The organism is Vibrio sp. ES.051, from assembly GCF_002563795.1.
Classification (GTDB): Bacteria; Pseudomonadota; Gammaproteobacteria; order Enterobacterales; family Vibrionaceae; genus Vibrio.
In genome coordinates, this window is record NZ_PDJL01000004.1 from 91342 (window position 1) to 112659 (window position 21318).

The 21318-nt window shown below is 46.9% G+C and carries 24 protein-coding genes; 16 read left to right on the plus strand and 8 right to left on the minus strand.

The window, feature by feature from the left end:
• The first annotated feature begins 71 nt into the window (after positions 1-71).
• The 3 genes from astA (at position 72) to ATG66_RS06755 (ending at position 3569) form a co-directional block, all read left to right on the plus strand.
• Positions 72-1091, plus strand: a complete 1020-nt coding sequence (gene astA, locus ATG66_RS06745; protein ID WP_098414611.1) for an arginine N-succinyltransferase — start codon at positions 72-74, stop codon at positions 1089-1091.
• Between the two features lie 28 nt (positions 1092-1119).
• Complete coding sequence (gene astD, locus ATG66_RS06750) at positions 1120-2577, plus strand: succinylglutamate-semialdehyde dehydrogenase (protein WP_098414612.1); 1458 nt, start codon at positions 1120-1122, stop codon at positions 2575-2577.
• Positions 2578-2777: 200 nt separating this feature from the next.
• Positions 2778-3569: a DUF1338 domain-containing protein gene (locus ATG66_RS06755; RefSeq protein WP_098414613.1), complete on the plus strand. Its 792-nt coding sequence runs from the start codon at positions 2778-2780 to the stop codon at positions 3567-3569.
• Between the two features lie 107 nt (positions 3570-3676).
• Here the strand turns inward: ATG66_RS06755 and crp are convergent, their stop codons facing one another.
• From crp to ATG66_RS06785, 6 genes are all read right to left on the minus strand, one after another.
• Positions 3677-4309: a cAMP-activated global transcriptional regulator CRP gene (crp, locus tag ATG66_RS06760; RefSeq protein WP_005381432.1), complete on the minus strand. Its 633-nt coding sequence runs from the start codon at positions 4307-4309 to the stop codon at positions 3677-3679.
• A gap of 239 nt (positions 4310-4548) precedes the next feature.
• On the minus strand, positions 4549-5418 hold the full coding sequence (locus ATG66_RS06765) for a phosphoribulokinase (protein ID WP_098414614.1): 870 nt from the start codon (positions 5416-5418) through the stop codon (positions 4549-4551).
• A 124-nt stretch (positions 5419-5542) separates the two neighbouring features.
• Entirely contained in the window at positions 5543-5755 is a 213-nt protein-coding gene (locus tag ATG66_RS06770; protein WP_098414615.1) for a YheU family protein, read from the minus strand.
• Between the two features lie 29 nt (positions 5756-5784).
• Positions 5785-6822, minus strand: coding sequence for a hydrolase (locus ATG66_RS06775; RefSeq protein ID WP_098414616.1), 1038 nt, complete (start codon positions 6820-6822; stop codon positions 5785-5787).
• 87 nt (positions 6823-6909) lie between these two features.
• The gene (locus ATG66_RS06780) at positions 6910-7398 is read right to left on the minus strand and encodes a TIGR02444 family protein (RefSeq protein ID WP_098414617.1); all 489 of its coding nucleotides are present in this window, start codon (positions 7396-7398) and stop codon (positions 6910-6912) included.
• Complete coding sequence (locus ATG66_RS06785) at positions 7395-9314, minus strand: ABC transporter ATP-binding protein (protein ID WP_098414618.1); 1920 nt, start codon at positions 9312-9314, stop codon at positions 7395-7397. The genes ATG66_RS06780 and ATG66_RS06785 overlap by 4 nt, the downstream gene beginning before the upstream one ends.
• Positions 9315-9524: 210 nt before the next feature.
• Here ATG66_RS06785 and kefG point away from each other — a divergent pair, with 210 nt between their 5' ends.
• The 5 genes from kefG to ATG66_RS06810 all read left to right on the plus strand — a co-directional run bounded on the left by kefG (position 9525) and on the right by ATG66_RS06810 (position 13843).
• Positions 9525-10118 carry a glutathione-regulated potassium-efflux system ancillary protein KefG gene (gene kefG / locus ATG66_RS06790; RefSeq protein ID WP_098414619.1) on the plus strand — a complete coding sequence of 198 codons (594 nt, stop codon included), beginning with the start codon at positions 9525-9527 and terminating at the stop codon, positions 10116-10118.
• Positions 10102-11898: a glutathione-regulated potassium-efflux system protein KefB gene (gene kefB, locus ATG66_RS06795; protein ID WP_098414620.1), complete on the plus strand. Its 1797-nt coding sequence runs from the start codon at positions 10102-10104 to the stop codon at positions 11896-11898. Before kefG ends, kefB begins: the two co-directional genes overlap by 17 nt.
• Positions 11899-11931: 33 nt before the next feature.
• Entirely contained in the window at positions 11932-12132 is a 201-nt protein-coding gene (locus ATG66_RS06800) for a YheV family putative zinc ribbon protein (RefSeq protein WP_098414621.1), read from the plus strand.
• Positions 12133-12224: 92 nt separating this feature from the next.
• The gene (gene slyD / locus ATG66_RS06805; RefSeq protein ID WP_098414622.1) at positions 12225-12770 is read left to right on the plus strand and encodes a peptidylprolyl isomerase; all 546 of its coding nucleotides are present in this window, start codon (positions 12225-12227) and stop codon (positions 12768-12770) included.
• Positions 12771-12901: 131 nt separating this feature from the next.
• Entirely contained in the window at positions 12902-13843 is a 942-nt protein-coding gene (locus ATG66_RS06810; RefSeq protein ID WP_098414623.1) for an isoaspartyl peptidase/L-asparaginase family protein, read from the plus strand.
• A gap of 74 nt (positions 13844-13917) precedes the next feature.
• Here ATG66_RS06810 and ATG66_RS06815 read toward each other — a convergent pair whose 3' ends face one another.
• Positions 13918-14145, minus strand: coding sequence for a SlyX family protein (locus ATG66_RS06815; protein WP_098414624.1), 228 nt, complete (start codon positions 14143-14145; stop codon positions 13918-13920).
• Positions 14142-15128 carry a WD40 repeat domain-containing protein gene (locus tag ATG66_RS06820; protein WP_098415860.1) on the minus strand — a complete coding sequence of 329 codons (987 nt, stop codon included), beginning with the start codon at positions 15126-15128 and terminating at the stop codon, positions 14142-14144. The genes ATG66_RS06815 and ATG66_RS06820 overlap by 4 nt, the downstream gene beginning before the upstream one ends.
• Before the next feature lie 128 nt (positions 15129-15256).
• On the opposite strand from ATG66_RS06820, the gene fkpA reads away from it, so the two are divergent.
• From fkpA to fusA, 8 genes are all read left to right on the plus strand, one after another.
• A complete protein-coding gene (gene fkpA, locus ATG66_RS06825; protein WP_098414625.1) occupies positions 15257-16033 on the plus strand; it encodes an FKBP-type peptidyl-prolyl cis-trans isomerase in 777 nt (258 codons plus the stop codon).
• 140 nt (positions 16034-16173) lie between these two features.
• Positions 16174-16896 (plus strand): helix-turn-helix transcriptional regulator, encoded by a 723-nt coding sequence (locus ATG66_RS06830; RefSeq protein ID WP_098414626.1) that lies wholly within the window; start codon positions 16174-16176, stop codon positions 16894-16896.
• Positions 16893-17288 carry a sulfurtransferase complex subunit TusD gene (tusD, locus tag ATG66_RS06835; RefSeq protein ID WP_098414627.1) on the plus strand — a complete coding sequence of 132 codons (396 nt, stop codon included), beginning with the start codon at positions 16893-16895 and terminating at the stop codon, positions 17286-17288. Before ATG66_RS06830 ends, tusD begins: the two co-directional genes overlap by 4 nt.
• Entirely contained in the window at positions 17285-17641 is a 357-nt protein-coding gene (gene tusC / locus ATG66_RS06840; RefSeq protein ID WP_098414628.1) for a sulfurtransferase complex subunit TusC, read from the plus strand. Before tusD ends, tusC begins: the two co-directional genes overlap by 4 nt.
• Positions 17642-17648: 7 nt before the next feature.
• Entirely contained in the window at positions 17649-17924 is a 276-nt protein-coding gene (tusB, locus tag ATG66_RS06845; RefSeq protein ID WP_098414629.1) for a sulfurtransferase complex subunit TusB, read from the plus strand.
• A 178-nt stretch (positions 17925-18102) separates the two neighbouring features.
• Positions 18103-18477, plus strand: a complete 375-nt coding sequence (rpsL, locus tag ATG66_RS06850; protein ID WP_004399892.1) for a 30S ribosomal protein S12 — start codon at positions 18103-18105, stop codon at positions 18475-18477.
• Positions 18478-18577: 100 nt separating this feature from the next.
• The gene (rpsG, locus tag ATG66_RS06855; protein WP_045957025.1) at positions 18578-19048 is read left to right on the plus strand and encodes a 30S ribosomal protein S7; all 471 of its coding nucleotides are present in this window, start codon (positions 18578-18580) and stop codon (positions 19046-19048) included.
• A gap of 75 nt (positions 19049-19123) precedes the next feature.
• Positions 19124-21223 carry an elongation factor G gene (gene fusA, locus ATG66_RS06860; RefSeq protein ID WP_098414630.1) on the plus strand — a complete coding sequence of 700 codons (2100 nt, stop codon included), beginning with the start codon at positions 19124-19126 and terminating at the stop codon, positions 21221-21223.
• The last annotated feature ends 95 nt before the right edge of the window (positions 21224-21318 follow it).

Below are 21318 nucleotides of genomic sequence, written 5' to 3' on the forward strand. Positions count from 1 at the left end.
TCAAGGATCTCTGATGGGGGAATTGTTCCTACAATATAGTTAGGATCTTCTTGCATCTGGAGGGAGTATTGATGCTAGTAGTTCGCCCTATCGTGATGTCGGATTATGACTCGCTGCATAACTGTGCGGTAGAGTCTGGTCACGGGTTTACATCTTTACCGGTTAACGAAGAATTGTTAACCAATCGAATCAAACACTCAGAGTACAGCTTTGGTAAACCAGATGTGGCAGAACCGGGGGATGAAGGCTACCTGATGGTCGGCTTTGATTTTGACTCAGGGGAAGTTGCGGGGACCACCGGAATCGAAGCATCGATCGGCTGGGATGTGCCTTTTTATTCTTATCACATCAGCAAAGTAGTGCACTCGTCGCCAAAACTTGGCGTCAAGAATGTCGTAAAACTGCTTACCTTCGGCAATAACTACACTGGCAATAGTGAAATTTGCACCTTGTTCTTGCGTGAGAAATTCCGCCAAGGTCTTAACGGACGACTGATGTCAAAGTGCCGTTTCTTAATGATGGCTGAGCACCCAGAGCGTTTCTCCGAAACCATTTTTGCCGAAATGCGTGGCGTTTCAGACGACGAAGGTAATTCGCCGTTCTGGCAATGGCTGCAAGAGCACTTCTTCTCGATCGATTTCACGCTTGCCGATTATCTAACCGGTATTGGTAAAAAAGGCTTTATCGCCGACTTAATGCCAAAATTGCCTATCTACATCAATCTATTGAGCCCTGAAGCACAAGCGGTGATTGGCAAGGTACACGATAACACGCGTCCTGCGTTGACGTTGTTAGAGCGCGAAGGCTTTACCAACCGTGGATATGTCGACATTTTTGACGCTGGCCCAACCGTAGAATGTGATTTGCGAAATGTGGAGTCGGTTCGTCATTCGTTCCGCGCGCAAGTGAAGATTACGCCGCATAACAGCACGCAAGATTTTTTGATGTGTAACTCATCGTTCGAAAACTTCCGTGCGGTAGTCACCAAAGCGGCGTATGACGCTGAAACGCAAAACGTGATGATCGCGCCAGAAGTCGCAGCGGCGCTTTTGGTTGAGGAAGGGGATATTGTACGCCTTCTTCCGCAGTAACAGACGACAGAATGTAAGGATAGAAACAATGACACATTGGATTGCAGGTGAATGGGTACAAGGTCAGGGTGAAAAATTTACCTCTTTGTCGCCGTACAACCAAGCAGTGATTTGGCAAGGAAAAAGCGCCACGGCTGAGCAAGTGAACCAAGCCGTGGCGGCGGCTCGCGAAGCCTTCATGGATTGGAAGAAACGTTCATTTGCAGAGCGTGAGGCGATCGTGTTGGCTTTTGCGGAAAAAGTAAAAGCCAACAGCGAAAAAATCGCCGAAGTGATTGCTAAAGAAACCGGTAAGCCGGTTTGGGAAACACGCACTGAAGCGGCAGCAATGGCGGGTAAAATCGCGATTTCAATTCGTGCCTACCATGATCGCACTGGGGAATCGACGCGTGAAGCGGCTGGCAACCAAATTGTGTTGCGTCATCGTCCATTGGGTGTGATGGCGGTATTTGGTCCATACAACTTCCCAGGTCACTTACCCAATGGACACATTGTCCCTGCGCTTTTAGCTGGTAACACCGTGGTGTTCAAGCCATCCGAGCAAACCCCTTGGACTGGCGAGTTAGCCATGAAACTGTGGGAAGAAGCCGGTTTACCAAAAGGTGTGATTAACCTAGTCCAAGGTGCAAAAGAAACGGGTATCGCCCTTGCTGATACAAAAGGCATTGATGGCGTACTGTTTACGGGCAGCGCGAACACGGGGCATGTTTTGCACCGTCAATTTTCAGGTCAACCAGATAAGATGTTAGCGCTAGAAATGGGTGGCAATAACCCGATGGTGATCTCTGAACTGTACGGTAATTTGGAAGCGACGGTGTACACCATTATCCAGTCAGCGTTTATCAGTGCAGGGCAGCGTTGTACGTGTGCTCGTCGTTTATACGTGCCATTGGGTGAGAAAGGCGATGCGCTTATCGCTAAGTTGGTCGAAGCGACGCAGAATATTCGCGTAGACCAACCCTTCGCAGAGCCAGCACCATTTATGGGGCCGCAAATCTCTGTCGCCGCAGCGAAGTTCATTCTGGATGCCCAAGCCAACCTTCAATCTCTAGGAGGCGAGAGCCTAATCGAAGCGAAAGCGGGTGAAGCTGCCTTTGTGTCTCCGGGCATTATTGATGTGACCAATATCGCAGCGCTGCCAGATGAAGAGTATTTTGGTCCCTTACTCCAAGTGGTGCGTTATGAAGGGCTAGAGAAAGCCGTAGCACTGGCAAACGACACGCGCTTTGGTTTGTCGGCAGGTTTAGTGTCAACAGACGACCAAGAGTGGCAATACTTCGTCGACCACATTCGCGCAGGCATTGTGAACCGTAACCGTCAGCTCACTGGGGCAAGTGGTGACGCGCCATTTGGTGGCCCGGGGGCATCAGGTAACCTACGTCCAAGCGCTTACTACGCCGCGGATTACTGCGCGTACCCGATGGCATCAATGGAAGGGCAAGAGACTATCTTGCCTGCTACATTAAGCCCAGGTGTGGCGCTATAAGTTTTAATAACAGAGTCGCAATTATGTATGGCGGCTCACTTTACCGACGCATCATTGAGGTATGAATGGTGTTGATTGATTGACATTTCTCGTCACCGGTTGATGGCGATTGTTCATTATTCTGGACGGCTTTTTAGCGGTGAGCGGGCAGTCAACGCCCTCTTACTTTTTAACTCTACATCTCGTAACAAGGAGTCGTTATGACGCCCAATGTGCTATTTGAATCGCTGTGGCAAGACTACATTCAACGTCTTTGTCCTTCAGCTGCGCAAGTACATCAGATTCTTCAAGAAGAGCAGCCGCTGATAAATGATCATATTGCTTTACGTACCTTCAACATTGCGCCGCTAGGGATCGAAACATTGGCAAAGCCGTTTGTAGCGCTTGGCTATAAGGCATGCGGTGACTACGTTTTTGAAAGTAAAAAATTAGTCGCAAAGCATTACGAGCATCCAGAACCTAAGCAACCCAAAGTGTTTATTAGTGAACTGAAAGTAGAAGAATGTTCAGCTGAGCTGCAAGAGATAGTGAAAAAGCTGGTGGCACAAGTCGATGCAGACAAGCTGAACGATAGCGCATTTTTACATGGTGGACGCTTGTGGGATTTAAGCTTTGCTGATTATCAAGCGTTAGCAAAAGAGAGCGAATATGCCTCTTGGCTAGCAGCGCATGGTTACGGCGCGAACCATTTCACTGTCAGCGTGAACCAATTGAACCAATATGATGAAGTCAAGCAAGTGAACGATTATCTGCGTCAAGCAGGCTTTGTGATTAATGAAAACGGTGGGGAAGTGAAGGGGACACCGGATGTCTTACTTGAGCAATCGTCGACGATGGCGGATAAGGTAGTGGTTCGCTTTCGTGAAGGGACGCACCGTATTCCGGGTGGTTTTTATGAATTTGCTAAGCGTTATCCAATGAAAAGCGGTGAGTTGTATTCGGGCTTTGTTGCCGCTTCGGCAGACAAGATCTTCGAAAGTACGAATGGTTAATTACGGTGCTCTTCCTTTTGCAAACCGCGGTTTCAACGTAAATAAAAAGCCACCAATGTGACCATTGGTGGCTTTTATAATTTTGTCCGTGTCACTCTAATTAGAGATTAACGAGTCCCGTAAACCACGATAGTTTTACCGTGCGCAGAGATCAAGTTCTGCTCTTCTAGCATTTTCAAAATACGACCGACCGTCTCACGAGAACAGCCAACAATTTGACCGATTTCTTGGCGAGTGATCTTAATTTGCATGCCGTCTGGGTGAGTCATCGCGTCTGGTTGTTTTGCAAGGTTCAGAAGCGTCTGAGCGATACGACCAGTTACGTCTAGGAACGCTAGGTCACCCACTTTTTGGCTAGTCACTTGAAGACGACGAGCCATCTGCGCAGAAAGACGCATTAGGATGTCTGGGTTTACTTGGATAAGCTGACGGAATTTCTTAAAAGAAATTTCAGCAACTTCACAAGGAGATTTAGCACGAACCCAAGCTGTGCGCTCTTGGTCTTCCTCGAATAGACCAAGTTCACCAATAAAGTCTCCTTGGTTTAGGTAGGAAAGAATCATTTCCTTACCTTCTTCGTCTTTGATAAGAACCGCAACAGAACCTTTAACGATGTAGTACAACGTTTCTGCTTTTTCGCCCGCGTGAATCAGCGTGCTTTTTGATGGGTACTTATGAATATGACAGTGTGAAAGAAACCACTCTAATGTTGGGTCGGTTTGAGGTTTACCTAGAACCATAATATCTCACTTCCTCTGCAGGGTACGCTTGCGCTATCCATATTTTAGCTAAGCCTGAATTAGGTTTACTAGAATAAGAGCACTTTTTATATGCTGCAAGCTATCTTGTGTTTCGGTAAGAAATAGTATCCTTTTTCGAAAACGATTTCTTGATTTTAATCGTGTCATGATTGAGATTTTGTAAGCAAAAGTGTGCACATGATCACGGTGTGAAAAGTAAAGTCTAGCCTGCTACGTTTTTAACCAATTTTTCCTGTTTCTATTAGCTGTTGGAGAATCGGTCTTACGATGAGCTCCATAGCAAAGCTCATTTTACCGCCTGGAACCACGATAGTGTTATGGCGTGACATAAATGAGCCATCAATCATAGCCAGCAGATACGGAAAGTCGACTTTCTTAATCCCGCGTAAGCGAATCACGACAAAACTTTCATCTAAACTTGGAATGCCTTTGGCGTTAAGTGGGTTAGAGGTATCGACCGTTGGCACTCGCTGAAAGTTGATATGGGTACGTGAAAACTGTGGCGTAATGTAGTTGAGATAATCGTCCATCGAACGCACGATGGAGTCCGTGACCGCTTCTCGTGAGTGACCGCGCTCTCGAGTATCGCGGACAAATTTTTGGATCCATTCCAAGTTCACGATCGGCACCATGCCAATCAAAAAATCAACGTGTTGCGATACGTTTACCTCACCATCCACCACGCCACCATGCAGGCCTTCGTAAAACAGCACATCGCTGTTTTCCGGCAGATCTTGCCAGGGGGTAAATGTCCCCGGCATCTGGTTATACGGGACGGCTTCATCAAATGTGTGTAGGTAGCGACGTACGCTTCCTGTGCCCGCATTGCCGTATTTACGAAAGAACGCTTCCAAACCTGGAAAGTCATTGGCTTGAGGGCCAAAATAGCTGATGTGTCGACCTTGCTCGCGCGCTTTGCGGATCTCGATATCCATTTCGGGGCGAGTAAAGCGGTGGAAGCTGTCACCTTCAACCCATGCTGGTTTGACGTTCATCATATTGAACATCTTACGGAAGGCTTCAGATGTAGTGGTCGTGCCGGCACCGGACGAACCAGTAACCGCTATGATTGGGTGTTTTGCTGACATGACAAACCTTGTCGAAAATTACTTACCTGTAAAGTGCAGTAGGGCGTTACTGCACGGTCGATAACCCACTATAACACGTCACAACGGCTTGTCATTGAGTGGGGGACGGTAAAATGTGAAGGGGCTATGATTTTGCTTTGAGCTGAATATCTACAGTTTCATGCAGTTCAGAGAAGACAATGACGGCTTCACCTTGTGCCAGTTGATGTTTTACTTGTTCGAGTTTGTCTTGTAAAGAAACCTCGACGGTCCCGTAGTCCGTCCCTTCGCGCAGAACGAACTCACGAATAATATTTTCCAATGTCTCAGGCGCGATGTCTTGCCAAGGAATGATCATCAATACCTCATACTTGTTATGATTTAGTTCTATTCTATACCGCGCTCTGTTGTGTCGCAGTAGAAACGTTCTTTTTTATAGTGTTGGGACATAAAGCCTGTAGCAATACTTTCGTAGTATGCCGGCAGTGCTTCTTCTAGCCAAAATTTAGGTTTTAAAACGGAGCCAGACAGAAAGCCGACGTGGCCACCATGGTCAAATAAGCGATAATCGATATTGTCAGGCAGAATAAATTTAGGGATAACCTCATCCGTCATGAACGGGTCGTCTTTGGCGTGAATGATTAAGGTTGGCAGCGTGATCTGTTGTAACTTGCTCAAGCCTGAACATTGGTCGTAATAATCTTGTGCGTCTTTAAAACCGTGCAATGGTGCCGTGATCAAATCATCGAATTCATACAATCGTGTGACACGTTTTATTGAGTTGTAGGACAAAGCCAATTCACCATGCAGCAAAGCGTGTTTTTGCAACGCATTGCGCTTGAGCGAGGATAATAAATAACGACGATAGACCTTCGAAAAACCTTGTTCGATGCGATTAGCACATGCCGCCAAATCCAGCGGTGCAGAGACGATTGTGGCGGCTGTGACAATCGGGTCGTCCCGATATTGAGCAAGGTAATTCACTAACATGTTCCCGCCGAGGGAAATACCAACCGCGACTTTGGGGTTATCAGGAAAGCGTTGCTCAAGATGCTCTAAGAAGTAGCGGGCGTCAGTCACTTCACCGGAATGATAGGCGCGAGCTTTCTTGTTTGGCTTGCCGCTACAACCACGGAAATGCATCATCACCGACAGCCAACCAGATTGAGCAAACGCATTCATTAGACCATTGGCGTAAGGGCTATAGAAGCAGCCTTCTAGTCCATGAAACAACACAAAAATCGGCTGTTTTTGCGCAGGTTCTTGGCTTGGGTCCTCGCTCCATGCGAGATCGAGAAAGTCGCCATCGGCTGTATCGAGGGTTTGCCAAATCGGCGTAAACAACGCTTTTTTGCGAATAAAACGCGGTAAAAGCGTTTGAAGGTGCGGGTTTTTGATCCCGGCGGCGGCGAAAAATTGTGTCATACCTAACTGCTCTTATGCGGTCCTTCGGTGTCAGTTGAAGAACTTATTAATATAATCCTTTATAAAGATTATAGGTATTCTACAGATTTATGGGCGTTTTGGTGGGTGAATGTTTGGCACCGGCATAGCAAAGGCTGGCTGCAAATGCTCACCACCAAGTTGACGACAGTATCTCAGCGTGAGTGGATCGCCATCATTTTTGAGTAGTGCAAGTGAGTTAATGCAGTCCACCAAATCCGCTTGTTGCTGCTTTTCTAGTTGCAGTTCAAACTGCAAGGTTTCACGATATAAAGCGTCATTGACTTGCGACTTAAGATGGCGGCGTAAGTCGCGAAAAGAGTGCAGTAAAGTTTCGCTTCGACCCAGACAGCTTTGTACTAGAGGCCAGTCTTTTTCTTGGAAAATCAGTTGCTGCTCATCGAGCCATCTGAGTAGCAGGAGTAGATTCACGTTGCCGTGATAATTGTTCTGTAATGATAAACACGCTTCTTTCACTTCTCGCACCCCATAAAATTGCAGACTGAACTGCCAAAGGTGTTCTAGGGTGAGTGTGTATTCAGCGTGTTGATTACTCATTGATTAAACTCTAGCTCCATCTGCTCTAACTCTTCTTGAGCAGACATCCATTCCATTTCAATTTCTTCGAGCTCTGCCTTACTAGAAGCTTGAAGAGCCAGCACTTGGTTAAGTTTAGCTTTATTTTCGGCTTCATACAGTGAGTTATCCGCCAATTGTTGTTCAGCTTCGGCCAGTGCAGCACCTAACTTATCCATTTTCTTTTCTAATTGTGTCAGCCTTTTGCGAATTGGCGCGGTCTGTGTACGAAATTCTGCATCGCGACGTTTTTGCTCTTTTTTCGCTGCCGCGCTGTTGGCGCTATCTTTGGCGGGCTGTGCGGCTTGTGCTTCTTTGCGCTCCGCTTTTTGTTGCTCAGTCAGCCACTTATAGTAGTCGGCCAAATCCCCATCAAATGGGGCGACTTGACGATCATGCACCAAGTATAAATCATCAGCGGTTGCACGCAGCAGGTAACGATCGTGCGATACAATGACCATTGCCCCTTCGAAGGTTTGCAGTGCTAAGGTCAGTGCCTGACGCATGTCCAAATCCAAGTGGTTGGTCGGTTCATCGAGCAGTAATAGGTTTGGTTTTTGCCAAACAATCAACGCTAATACCAAACGGGCTTTTTCACCACCAGAGAACGGCGCCACTTTTTCTAGGGCTTTTTCTCCCTGAAAGCCAAAGCTACCCAAGTAGTCCCGCAGTTGTTGTTCAGTTTGATCAGAAGCGATCTGCATCATGTGTTGCAATGGGGTTTCTTCTGGGTGCAGCGTCTCTAGCTGATGCTGAGCAAAGTAACCAATCTTCACACCTTGAGAGTAGGTGAGATCCCCGCCCTGGGCTCTGAGTTCGCCAGAAAGCAGTTTGATCAGGGTCGATTTACCCGCGCCATTACGACCAAGCAAGCCAATACGGCTGCCTGGCACCAAGTTCAAGCGGATCTTCTCTAAGATCAGGTTGTCATCGTAACCTGCCGATACTTCATCCATCATCATGATTGGATTGGGTAATGCCGCTGGGGTACGGAACTGGAAGCTAAATGGATTATCAAATTGTGCCGGTAATGCTTTTTCCATACGCTCCAACGCTTTAATACGACTTTGCGCTTGACGAGCTTTTGATGCTTTGTAGCGGAAACGATCGATGTAACTTTGCATGTGCGACATTTGTTTCTGTTGCTTCTCATACATCGCTTGTTGCAGCATCATTTTTTGCGCGCGCTGGTTTTCAAAAGATGAGTAGTTGCCCGTATATTCGTTCAACTGTTGGTTTTCGATATGGATGATGCGTCCCACGATGGGATCAAGGAAGTCGCGGTCGTGCGAGATCAGGAGTAGGGTTCCCGGGTAGTTTTGCAGCCAGCGTTCTAGCCACATTACCGCATCTAAATCCAAGTGGTTGGTTGGTTCGTCGAGTAGCAATAAGTCAGAACGACATAATAGTGCTTGAGCTAAGTTAAGGCGCATACGCCAACCACCGGAGAACTGAGTCAAGCTCCAGCTCATTTGCTCTTGGCTGAAGCCCAAACCATCTAACAATTCTGCTGCGCGAGCGCGAATGCTGTAGCCACCGATGGTTTCAATCTTGCCGTGAATCTCGGCGACCAGTGTACCGTTGTCTTGTGTTTCCGCATCGGCGAGCTGCTTTTCAAGACCGCGATATTCGCGGTCACCATCAATGACGTATTCCAATGCGCTGCGCTCTAGGGCTGGCGTTTCTTGCGCGACCCATGCCAGTTCCCAATGTTGTGGTTGGCTAAATGAACCTGCATCAATCGACAGTTCGTCTTTTAGCAACGCAAAAAGGGTCGATTTACCACAGCCGTTTTTGCCCACAAGGCCGACTTTGTCGCCGGGATGGATGGTGGCAGAAGCTTGATCTAAAAGGGGTTTACCGCCACGCAGTAACTGGATGTCAGAGAAGGTAATCATAAAGTTTTCATTCACTTTGCGCAGTGCGCGTTGCTTGGTTACATAGCGAAGTGGTTTCAATCGTTTTGAAAAGCCACTTGGGTATATATCTAGCGGTGAATAGTAGGGGTATTGGCCGGAAAAGTCGATTGATTCGCTTTAATTGCATTATGCTGTACAAAAAAGTATAACAATTTGATAACGGATAAAAATAACCACAAGGACGACCATTTGGCTGTTGTACCGTCTATTCTCCCAAGAGTTCTGGTCATTTATGCTCATCCAGAGCCGCATAACTCGATTGCCAATCAAGTGATGATTAAAAAAGCTCAGTCGCTTGATCATGTCACCGTGCATGATCTTTACGGTGCTTATCCCGATTTCTTTATTGATGTGAACCACGAACATGCACTGTTGTTAACGCATGATGTGATTGTGTTCCATCACCCGCTTTATATGTATTCATGCCCAGCCCTGTTAAAAGAGTGGTTGGACCGAGTGCTGGGCAAAGGTTTTGCTTTTGGCGGAGGTTCGGCACTAGAGGGAAAATACTGGCGCAGTGTGATTACAACGGGAGGGAAAGAAGAGGCCTTTAGCGCGAAGGGGTACAACAAATACCCGTTAGAGCAAATTCTGCAACCGTTTGAGCTGACCGCAGCCTTGTGTCAAATGTACTGGATAGAACCGTTGGTGCTGTACTGGTCGAGAAATATATCTGATATAGAGCGTTATGAGCATGCTGAGCAATACCGTCAATGGCTAAATAATCCTTTTAAAGACTGGGAAGCAACAGACCAAGGAGGTCAGTATGGCGATAACCAGTGAATTTCTCCAAAGCAGTGTCGTCTTTCTCGCGGCAGCCGTAATTGCGGTGCCTATTGCCCAGCGACTTGGGCTGGGCTCGGTGTTGGGCTACCTACTGGCTGGCGTTTTGATTGGACCTTGGGGCTTAGGATTAATCAGCGACGTCGATGCAATTTTGCACTTTGCTGAGCTCGGGGTTGTGTTATTGCTGTTTTTAATAGGTTTAGAGTTAAACCCAAAAAAACTCTGGCAGATGCGAGGCCCCATTTTAGGCTTAGGAGGAGCGCAGGTCGTGGTCACGACTGCGGTGATTGGCAGTGTTGTAAGCTTGTTTGGGGGGAGTACGCAGGTGAGCTTAGTGATCGGCATGGGGCTGGCGCTGTCGTCGACCGCGATTGCGCTCAAAGTAATTGAAGAGCAAGGTTTGAACGGCACCGAAACGGGTCAGTCGGGGTTTGCCGTGTTGCTTTTCCAAGACGTCGCCGTGATCCCCATGCTAGCGATGTTACCGCTGCTTGCAGGCGGACAAAGTGGGGGGGATTGGTTTGATGTCTTTACGGTATTAGGCAGTGTGGTGGCACTGTTGATCGGTGGCCACTTCTTATTGCGCCCACTATTTCGTTTTGTTGTGATGAGCGGCGTTCGTGAGCTCTTTACCGTCGCAGCACTGTTGGTCGTGCTTGGGATTTCAGTCGTGATGCAAAAGCTTGGGCTTTCAATGGCTCTAGGGACTTTCTTAGCCGGCGTTCTACTGGCTGAGAGTGAATATCGACATGAATTGGAAATTGCCATCGAGCCGTTTAAGGGTTTGTTGTTGGGGTTGTTCTTCATCGCGGTTGGCATGGCGGTAAATCTGGGTTTGTTGGCATTACACCCTTTAGAAATCTTGGGCGCTGTAGTGGCTTTGGTGGTGGTTAAAGGATTGGTTCTCTATGCGCTGGCGCGAGCTGCCCGCGTTCAGGAAAAAGCGCGTAGCCGTATGGCTGCGATTTTAAGCCAAGGTGGTGAATTTGCGTTTGTCATTTTCACCGCCGCCAGTCAAGAAGGCATTCTTGCTAAAGAGCAGGTCGCGTTTCTGTTGGTGGTGGTGAGCTTGTCGATGGTGACTACGCCGCTATTGCTCATGGGGCAAAAGAAGTGGTTCGCTCGTACGCTGAATCAGGAGGAAGAGAACACCACTCGGCATGTTGTTGATCGCAGCCCACGGGTGATCATCGCTGGTTTCGGCCGCTTTGGTCAGATCGTTGGCCGCTTGATGTACGCCAACAAAATCAAGGTGACGATCTTGGAAAGCGATGCCAGCCAAATTCATTTATTGCGCAAATATGGCTACAAGGTGTTTTATGGCGATGCCACTCAAATTGACTTGTTGCGTGCTGCGGGCGCAGATAAAGCCGAAGCCTTGGTGATTTGTACTGACTCACCTGATGAAGTCATGGCGATCGTTGATATTTGCCGCTCGTATTTCCCGAATCTTAAACTGCTCGCCCGTGCGAGAAGTCGGGTGGAAGCGTATCAATTGATGAGTCATGGTGTGGAGAACTACTCGCGTGAGACGTTCTTAAGCGCATTAGACCTTGGTCGCCAAGCGCTTGTCGAGCTTGGTATGCACCCCTATCAAGCTAAGCGGGCAGAAGCACATTTTCGTAAGCTTGATAATGCTATGCTTAAAGATTTATTGCCTCAACACAATGAAGATCAGAAGTTAGCCCAAAGAGCAAAAGAGGCTCGTAAAGAGCTAGAAGAAATTTTTGGTCGTGAGATGGAGAGCGACCAACAGTCACCTAATCATTGGAAGTAAAACTTGAGCCCAGACTCAAGCTAAGGAAATAGCGTGAAAATCAAGAAACGTTTTATTGCCGGCGCGAGCTGCCCAAAGTGCAGTCAGCAAGATACATTACGCTGGTGGATCGAGAACAGCATTGAGTTAGTCGAATGTGTGGAGTGTGAATTTACAGAGCAACGTAAGCCACAATCTGTAGAGAAAAATAAACACTCAAAACAGGAAATGATCGGAATTTTTAAGCCGGAATAATTGAACTTCGATAATTCATCCCCATAATACACCCTGTTGTCTTAGTACTTAACCCCACTCAGGTTAAGTCAATTAATCTCCCTGGAGTTAGTATGAAAATTGAAAAGAACGTTGTTGCAAGCCTTGCATACAAAGTAATGTTGGAAGACGGTGTTGTTGTCGATCAATCAACAGCTGATGCGCCTTTAGATTATCTTCACGGTAACAACAACTTAATCACGGGTCTTGAAAAAGAACTTGAAGGTAAAGTGGCGGGCGACAAGTTCTCAGTAACGGTAGCTCCTGAAGAAGCTTATGGTGAACACAGTGACGCTCTAGTACAGCGCGTTCCTGCAGACGTATTCCAAGGCGTTGACGAAATCGAAGTTGGTATGCGTTTCTTAGCCGATACTGACCAAGGTCCGATCCCTGTAGAAGTGACTGAAGTCGACGGCAGCGAAGTGGTTGTTGACGGTAACCATATGCTAGCTGGCCAAACTTTGACGTTCGAAGTTGAAGTGATGTCAACGCGTGAAGCAACAGCAGAAGAGATCGAGCACGGTCATATCCATCAAGGTGAAGAGTCTTGTGGGCACGACCATGATCACAAGCATGATGACGAAGGCTGCTGTGGCGGCGGTAGCTGTGGTTCTCACTAATTCGTTCGCAGTGATTGGCTAGATAACATTATCTAGTTATTGAATTGAAAAGCGCAAGTTGGTTATCAACTTGCGCTTTTTGTTTATCTGAGGTGTGATTAGGGGAAGAGACAGTCATTGGGCCAAGTTTTATGAATAAACCTTTCTCTATCGCCATTCATGGTGGCGCTGGAACGATCTTGCGTGAGCAGGTGAGTGAGTCATTACAGCACTCAATTTTGACCGACTTAGAGTCAGCAGTACGTGCTGGTCACCAAATCCTCAAACAAGGGGGTGAAGCGCTTGATGCCGTTGTCGCGGCGGTAAAAGTGTTGGAAGATTCGCCTAACTTTAATGCGGGTAAAGGCTCTGTGCTGACACATAACGAGATGGTAGAAATGGACGCCTCTGTGATGGATGGTAGAAACCAAGCCGCAGGTGCGGTCGCTGGCGTTCGTCATATCAAGAATCCAATTGAACTTGCTCGTGACGTGATGCGAAACAGCAATCACGTATTGTTGGTGGGTGAGGGCGCAGAGAAGTTTGCTTTTGAACAAGGGCATGAGTATACCGAGCAGGATTACTTTTTTACTGACCGACGTTATGAGCAACTGCTTTCGATGCGAGATAAAGGACGGTTTGCACTATCGGAATCTCACTATCCAGATAACCAGAAACATGGCACCGTCGGAGCGGTAGCGCTGGATCAACAAGGTAACTTAGCCGCTGCAACCAGCACAGGTGGCGTAACGAATAAGAAATATGGGCGAGTGGGCGATTCTGCATTGATAGGTTGCGGCACAGTGGCCGAAAATGGCGTCGTCGCGGTTTCGACCACGGGGGGCGGTGAGTTTTTTATCCGTAAACGTGTCGCAGAAGACGTCGCCGCGCGCATGCGTTACTTGAAAGAAGACGTCCGCACCGCTTGTGAGCATGTCATTCAAGGGGAGCTAAAAGAAATGGGCGGCGAAGGTGGTTTAATCGCAATTGACGCGCAAGGTGAACTGCACTTTGCGATGAATAGTTCAGGCATGTATCGAGCGGGTATCAACGCTCAAGGCGAGTTGAGCGTACAAATTTTCGCAGATGAGTAGCTCAGCCCTTTCGACGGATTAAATACAATAAACCCAGAATGCATTCTGGGTTTTAGTTATGTTTCGTACATCGATTAGTAATGTGGTGGTGGCGGCTCTGTTGTTGGATCGGCCATGTCCGACGAATCCATATTTTTCACTTTACCCACCATGTACTTCATCTGATCCTGCATCTTGGCAATCAACAGTTGCTGTTGAGAGAGTGCTTCGTTCAGATCTTCAATCGTTTGTTCTTGGAACGCGGCTTGACACTCTAAGTCATTGATGCGCGCTTCCAATTGCTGAATAAGTTTTTCTGTCATGACCCGTTCTCTAACTGCCAAGCTTGGGCAATGCCTGCTGAAGTAGCAGTAATTACACGTTGTTTTGAATCAAAGGCTGCATCATACACGACGGCGCGAGGAGGGCGAGTATCTTTTTTAGGCTCAACGTCAAATCTGTTGAGCCGTTCTCCTGTGTGGGTATCCCACACTGACACTCGGCCGGATGGCGCTCCAGTAACAAGCTGAGAGCCGTCGTCCGAAAACCGCGCGGTTGAGAAAATCAATTGACGCGACCAACTATTTAGTTGAGTGACGGCTTCTCCGCTTTCCAAGTTCCACACTACCGCTTGATTACCCCCATCAGACGTCATAGCAAGTTGACCATCACGCTGAAGGGCAACGCGAACCACTCTTTGTTCATGTTCAAAGGTTCGCAATATTTGCCCGGACTCGGTATCCCAAAGGTATGCCTTGTAGTCATTGCCACCCGTGAGGGCAAAACGACCATTGGGCGATATCGCAACGGAGTTGACTTTTTCACGGTGCGCAAGGAACTCCAAGCGTCGCCCGCTGACTAAGTTGACGTAAATGGCTTTACCGTTTGATAGCCCGAGCAGTACTTGTTCACCACTACTGGTGATAGCAACGTCGCGGATTAAAGCATCGGAAATGGACCAAAGACCTTTGGCTTGTGTCCAGCCTAGATCCCATACCGCGAAGTTCATTTGACTCGCGGTTACCGCATAGCGGCCATTGTCTGAAATACGGACATGGGACACCACATTGGCGTCGGCATCTAACTCACCCAGTTTGGCTAATTGCTTATTGTGCTCAAGATCCCACAACACCAAGTGGTGTTGTTGAGAGTAGAGCAGGGCGAATCGTCCATCTCGACTGAGTGCAAAGCTGGTCGCGCCTTGTGGCTCAATAGGCCAGCGTTGCACTTCACGCTCGGTAAAAAAGCAACCATTTAACGTGGTGATGACAACTAAATATAGGAATAAATGAGAGATTCTTTGTATCACGTCTAATAATCCGGTTTGTGTCTTGAGACATATAGCTAGTATATTGGTATAACGATTGTCTTCACTAGTCTCATAGAAGATTTGTGCACAACAACCAATGGCGAAGCCATTATTGGGAGAATTTAATGAAATCAGTTTTAAAAGTGTCGCTACTTGCTGCAACAGTCATGCTAGCGGTAGGTTGTCAGAAAGAAGAAACAGAAGCCGCACCTCAAGCAGAGCAAGTTCAAGCAGAAACCGGCAAAGCGGTTCACTTTAAAACCGACGACGATAAAGCGGCATACGCAATCGGCGTTTCATTCGCGAACTACTTAAGCACGAGCATCGAAAAACCGAGCGAAATTGGTATCGATCTCAATAAAGATCTTGTTCTTAAAGGCATTGAAGATGTATTCCAAGGCAATGCAGAGCTAAACGAAGAAGAAACACGAGCGGCACTAGAATCGCTAGATAAGCGTGTTGCAGAGAAGATGCAAGCTCAAGTGGCGGAGAAAGCAGCAGAAGCGAAGCAAGCAGGCGATGATTTCCGCGCTGAATTCGAGAAGCAAGACGGTGTCGTGAAGACTGATTCAGGTCTCCTTTACCACGTCATTACGCCGGCTGAAGGTGAGAAACCAAAAGACACTGATACGGTGCAAGTGCATTACCAAGGTACGCTCATCGACGGAACTCAGTTCGACAGTTCTTACGATCGTGGAGAGCCAGCAACGTTCCCACTAAATCGTGTAATCCCGGGCTGGACCGAAGGTGTTCAGTTAATGCCAGTCGGCTCTAAGTTCAAATTTGTTATTCCACCCGAGCTAGCATACGGTGATCAAGACACGCCAAGTATCCCAGCTAACTCAACACTGGTATTTGAAGTTGAACTGCTAAAAGTAGACAACGACAAAGCTGAACAGTAAGAAATAGCGTTAAGTCATTGAAAAAGGTCCGTTTAACGGGCCTTTTTTGTTTTAGGTCACTAGTTGGTGAGTTTGCTAGGTTGCGTTTCAAATTTTCTGATAAACTTACATAAATTTGTTGATTTTTCGCACGAAGGCTTATGACAACTACAGAAACAATAAACGCGGAGATGTTGCTCGAAATGGAATCCGTTAACGTGATGCCGTTTACTGAGCACGACAACATCATTTTAAGATCGTATGAGGCGGTCGTAGATGGTATTGCGAGCCTGATAGGTCCGTTTTGTGAGATCGTTCTCCACTCCCTAGAAGACTTAAACACTTCTGCAATCAAGATAGCTAACGGGGAAAATACCGGTCGTCAGGTTGGTTCTCCAATCACTGATTTAGCGCTAAAAATGCTCAAAGACATAGAAGGCTCTGAGCGTAATTTCTCTCGCTCGTACTTTACGCGTGCGAAAGGTGGCGTATTTATGAAATCGATCACCGTTGCTATTCGTAATGGTGAAAACCGAGTGATTGGCTTATTGTGTATCAACGTCAACCTTGATGCATCCTTCTCCCAAGTGCTTCAATCTTTCATGCCGACACAAGAAGCCAAAGAAGCCGCTTCGTCAGTGAACTTTGCAAGTGATGTAGAAGAGCTGGTGGACCAAACCGTTGAGCGCACGATTGAAGAAATCAATGCTGACAAATCTGTGTCGAACAACACGAAGAACCGTCAAATTGTTATGGAACTGTACGATAAAGGTATCTTTGATATTAAAGACGCGATTAACCGTGTTGCCGATCGTCTGAATATCTCTAAGCATACCGTTTACTTATATATCCGTCAGCGAAAAACCGAGGATGACGAAAAGTGAGTGGGCTAACTTACACGTTAGTGGTGAATGGCCCAGTATATGGCAGTCAAGCTGCGCGAAGTGCCTACCAGTTCGCGCAAGCATTGATTGAGCAAGGCCACACACTGGTCAGCGTGTTCTTTTATCAAGACGGTGTGACTAATGGTACCGCTTTGAGTGTGCCAGCTAATGATGAATTTGATCTCAATAAAGCGTGGCAAACACTCGCCAAAGCAAATCAAGTGCGGTTAGAGACTTGCGTGGCGGCCGCGTTGCGTCGTGGCATTGTGAGTGAAGAAGAAGCGAACCAACATGGTTTAGTGCAAAACAACCTTGCTGAAGGTTTTGAACAAGCCGGTTTGGGAAGTTTAGCCGAAGCGATGCTCACCCAAGACAGAGTGGTGCAGTTTTGAGTCAGTTAACTTATTTATTTCGTAGTGCACCTCATGGGCGAACGTCTGGACGCGAAGGTGTCGATGCATTACTTGCTGCGTCAGCGTACAGTGAAGACATCAGTGTTATTTTCTTCGGTGATGGGGTGTACCAACTCTTGTTAGGTCAAGATCCCAGTATGATATTAAGTAAAGATTATGCACCAATGCTAAAGTTATTTGACCTTTATGACATCGAGCAAGTCTTTGTTTGTACCGACTCGCTTGTCGAACGAGGTTTAGCTCAAGCCGATCTTGTGATTGATGCGCAACCACTTAGCATTCAGCAAATCAAAGAGAAATTACAACAAGCTGGCAAGCTACTGTTATTTTGAGGAAGCCATGTTACACATTATTAAAACCGTTTCAGGCTTAGAAGATGCTATACTGGTATGCAGCGTTCATGACGATATCTTACTGATCGAAGACGCCGTATACGCAGCCAATTCGCAACATCGAGCATTTAGTCAATTGAAAAGTTCGAGTGTATTTGCTTTAGAGAGCGATATACACGCTCGAGGTATGGCCAATCGTATCAGCCCTTCCATCTCAGTAGTGAACTACCTAGGTTTTGTTGAATTGACAGCAAAGCAAGATAAATCCTCAACTTGGGATTGAAAGATAATTCCTGTCGACAAAGCTTTACGGATGAATTGTCCTAATTGAACAAAAAAGATTCGTATATTCCTTGACACACCTCTCACTGCTGCATAGAATTTTGCGTCCCTAACTGCAATGGCAGTTGGGGATAGATTTTTCACAAAGCTTACTTTCAAGTAAATTCAGGAGCTAGTTAATGGCAACTATTAACCAGTTGGTACGTAAGCCTCGTGCAAAGCAAGTTGTTAAAAGCAACGTGCCTGCACTAGAAGCGTGCCCACAAAAACGTGGTGTATGTACTCGTGTTTACACTACTACACCTAAAAAACCTAACTCAGCACTTCGTAAAGTTTGTCGTGTTCGTTTAACAAACGGTTTCGAAGTAACTTCGTACATCGGCGGTGAAGGTCACAACCTTCAAGAGCACTCAGTTGTTCTAATCCGTGGTGGTCGTGTTAAAGACCTTCCAGGTGTGCGTTACCACACTGTTCGCGGTGCACTTGACTGTGCAGGCGTAAATGACCGTAAACAAGGTCGTTCTAAGTACGGTGTGAAGCGTCCTAAGTCTTAATGGATTCCGTTAAGTAAGGCCAAACACTAAATTATTTTTAATTTTTTGAAAAAACTGAAAAGTTTTGGATAAAACCTGAAGAAGACAACGGAGAAAATCCATGCCACGTCGTCGCGTCATTGGTCAGCGTAAGATCCTTCCAGATCCAAAATTCAAATCTGAATTGCTGGCAAAATTCGTTAACATCCTAATGGTTGACGGTAAAAAATCTACTGCAGAGAAAATTGTTTATACTGCGCTAGATACTATGGCTGAAAAGTCTGGTAAAGACCACTTAGCTGTATTTGAAGAAGCTCTTGAAAACGTACGCCCTGCGGTAGAGGTTAAATCTCGCCGTGTTGGTGGTTCGACTTACCAAGTTCCTGTAGAAGTACGTCCGGTTCGCCGTAACGCACTTGCTATGCGTTGGTTGGTTGAAGCTGCGCGCAAGCGTGGTGAAAAATCTATGGCTCAACGCCTAGCTGCTGAAATGCTAGATGCGTCTGAGAATAAAGGTACTGCTGTTAAGAAACGTGAAGACGTTCACCGTATGGCAGATGCGAACAAAGCATTCGCTCATTACCGCTGGTAATACCTTCTGTGCTGCGAGGTTCTCTCGCAGCACTTTTCTATACTCTAAGGTACACCTTAGTAAGAGGATACAATTGTGGCTCGTAAAACTCCTATTGAGCGCTACCGTAACATCGGTATCTGTGCTCACGTAGATGCAGGAAAAACAACCACAACTGAGCGTATTCTGTTCTACACTGGCCTTTCTCACAAAATCGGCGAAGTTCACGATGGTGCAGCAACCATGGACTGGATGGAGCAGGAGCAGGAACGTGGTATTACTATCACATCCGCTGCGACTACTACATTCTGGCGTGGTATGGAAGCACAGTTCCCTGAGCATCGCGTAAACATCATTGATACCCCTGGACACGTTGACTTTACTATCGAAGTAGAGCGTTCTCTTCGTGTACTTGACGGTGCTGTGGTTGTGTTCTGTGGCTCATCTGGTGTTGAACCTCAGTCTGAAACTGTATGGCGTCAAGCAGACAAATACCACGTTCCACGTTTGGTATTTGTAAACAAGATGGACCGTGCGGGCGCAGACTTCCTACGCGTTGTGGACCAAATTAAAAATCGTCTTGGTGCGAACCCTGTTCCAATCCAACTGAACGTTGGTGCAGAAGATGAGTTCAGAGGTGTCATCGACCTTATCAAGATGAAAATGCTCAACTGGAATGAAGCCGATCAAGGCACTTCGTTTACTTACGAAGACATCCCAGCTGACATGATCGAGCTTGCTGAAGAGTGGCGCAGCCATATGGTTGAATCCGCTGCTGAAGCTAGCGAAGAGCTGATGGACAAGTACCTTGAAGAAGGTGAGCTAACTGAAGCTGAGATCAAGCAAGCTCTACGTACTCGTACACTAAACAACGAAATCGTACTGGCTACTTGTGGTAGTGCGTTTAAGAATAAAGGTGTTCAAGCGGTACTAGACGCTGTGATTGAATTCTTGCCATCGCCAATCGAAGTGCCTGCCATTAAAGGTGTCGATGATAGAGAGAATGAAGTTGAACGTCATGCGGACGACAATGAACCTTTCTCTGCGCTAGCGTTTAAGATCGCGACAGACCCATTTGTGGGGACGCTGACTTTCATGCGTGTTTACTCAGGTGTTGTAAACTCAGGTGATGCTGTCTACAACTCGGTAAAAGGCAAGAAAGAGCGTTTTGGTCGTATCGTTCAGATGCATGCGAATAAGCGTGAAGAAGTAAAAGAAGTTTGCGCTGGTGATATCGCTGCTGCTATCGGTCTGAAAGACGTGACAACAGGCGACACACTGTGCGATCAGAACCACAAAGTGATTCTAGAGCGCATGGAGTTTCCTGAGCCGGTTATTCAGATCGCTGTAGAGCCTCGTTCTAAGGCTGACCAAGAAAAAATGGCTATCGCGCTAGGTAAGCTGGCTGCGGAAGATCCATCATTTCGCGTGGAAACGGACGACGAATCAGGTCAAACTCTGATCTCTGGTATGGGTGAACTTCACCTAGACATTATCGTTGATCGTATGAAGCGTGAATTCAGCGTTGATTGTAACGTTGGTAAACCTCAGGTGGCTTACCGTGAAACCATTCGTGGTAAAGCGGAAGTGGAAGGTAAATTTGTTCGTCAATCAGGTGGTCGTGGTCAATACGGTCATGTGTGGATCAAACTTGAGCCTTCAGAACCTGGCGAAGGTTTCGTATTCGTAGACGAAATCGTGGGTGGTGCTGTTCCTAAGGAATTCATCAGTTCGGTAGCGAAAGGTATCGAAGAGCAAATGAATAGTGGTGTGCTAGCGGGTTATCCTGTGCTAGATATTAAAGCTACACTATTTGATGGTTCTTACCACGATGTAGACTCAAGCGAGATAGCGTTTAAGATCGCTGGCTCGATGGCATTTAAGAAAGGTGCGCTAGAAGCACAACCTGTGATTCTAGAGCCGATGATGAATGTCGAAGTAACCACTCCGGAAGATTGGATGGGTGATGTTGTTGGTGACCTAAACCGTCGTCGTGGTATCATCGAAGGAATGGACGAAGGTGTGGCTGGTCTTAAGATCATCCGTGCTCAAGTACCGCTATCTCAGATGTTTGGTTACGCAACTGACCTACGTTCTGCAACTCAAGGGCGAGCGTCGTACTCAATGGAATTCCATGAGTACGCTGAAGTGCCTAAGAACTTTGCGGAAGCACTCATTGCTGAGCGTGGTTACTAATTGACGATTGAACTACAAAAAGTTTACGACTTTTTGTGAGATCAGGCAGTCCAAATATTGCGCTAACCGACGTTGGCGCATAAAATAACAATTTC

Bases quoted from the DNA above. Each gene is read 5' to 3' on its own strand.
- astA (WP_098414611.1), top strand. From the start codon at position 72: ATGCTAGTAGTTCGCCCTATCGTGATGTCGGATTATGACTCGCTGCAT.
- astD (WP_098414612.1), top strand. From the start codon at position 1,120: ATGACACATTGGATTGCAGGTGAATGGGTACAAGGTCAGGGTGAAAAA.
- ATG66_RS06755 (WP_098414613.1), top strand. From the start codon at position 2,778: ATGACGCCCAATGTGCTATTTGAATCGCTGTGGCAAGACTACATTCAA.
- crp (WP_005381432.1), bottom strand. From the start codon at position 4,309: ATGGTTCTAGGTAAACCTCAAACCGACCCAACATTAGAGTGGTTTCTT.
- ATG66_RS06765 (WP_098414614.1), bottom strand. From the start codon at position 5,418: ATGTCAGCAAAACACCCAATCATAGCGGTTACTGGTTCGTCCGGTGCC.
- ATG66_RS06770 (WP_098414615.1), bottom strand. From the start codon at position 5,755: ATGATCATTCCTTGGCAAGACATCGCGCCTGAGACATTGGAAAATATT.
- ATG66_RS06775 (WP_098414616.1), bottom strand. From the start codon at position 6,822: ATGACACAATTTTTCGCCGCCGCCGGGATCAAAAACCCGCACCTTCAA.
- ATG66_RS06780 (WP_098414617.1), bottom strand. From the start codon at position 7,398: ATGAGTAATCAACACGCTGAATACACACTCACCCTAGAACACCTTTGG.
- ATG66_RS06785 (WP_098414618.1), bottom strand. From the start codon at position 9,314: ATGATTACCTTCTCTGACATCCAGTTACTGCGTGGCGGTAAACCCCTT.
- kefB (WP_098414620.1), top strand. From the start codon at position 10,102: ATGGCGATAACCAGTGAATTTCTCCAAAGCAGTGTCGTCTTTCTCGCG.
- slyD (WP_098414622.1), top strand. From the start codon at position 12,225: ATGAAAATTGAAAAGAACGTTGTTGCAAGCCTTGCATACAAAGTAATG.
- ATG66_RS06810 (WP_098414623.1), top strand. From the start codon at position 12,902: ATGAATAAACCTTTCTCTATCGCCATTCATGGTGGCGCTGGAACGATC.
- ATG66_RS06815 (WP_098414624.1), bottom strand. From the start codon at position 14,145: ATGACAGAAAAACTTATTCAGCAATTGGAAGCGCGCATCAATGACTTA.
- fkpA (WP_098414625.1), top strand. From the start codon at position 15,257: ATGAAATCAGTTTTAAAAGTGTCGCTACTTGCTGCAACAGTCATGCTA.
- ATG66_RS06830 (WP_098414626.1), top strand. From the start codon at position 16,174: ATGACAACTACAGAAACAATAAACGCGGAGATGTTGCTCGAAATGGAA.
- tusB (WP_098414629.1), top strand. From the start codon at position 17,649: ATGTTACACATTATTAAAACCGTTTCAGGCTTAGAAGATGCTATACTG.
- rpsL (WP_004399892.1), top strand. From the start codon at position 18,103: ATGGCAACTATTAACCAGTTGGTACGTAAGCCTCGTGCAAAGCAAGTT.
- rpsG (WP_045957025.1), top strand. From the start codon at position 18,578: ATGCCACGTCGTCGCGTCATTGGTCAGCGTAAGATCCTTCCAGATCCA.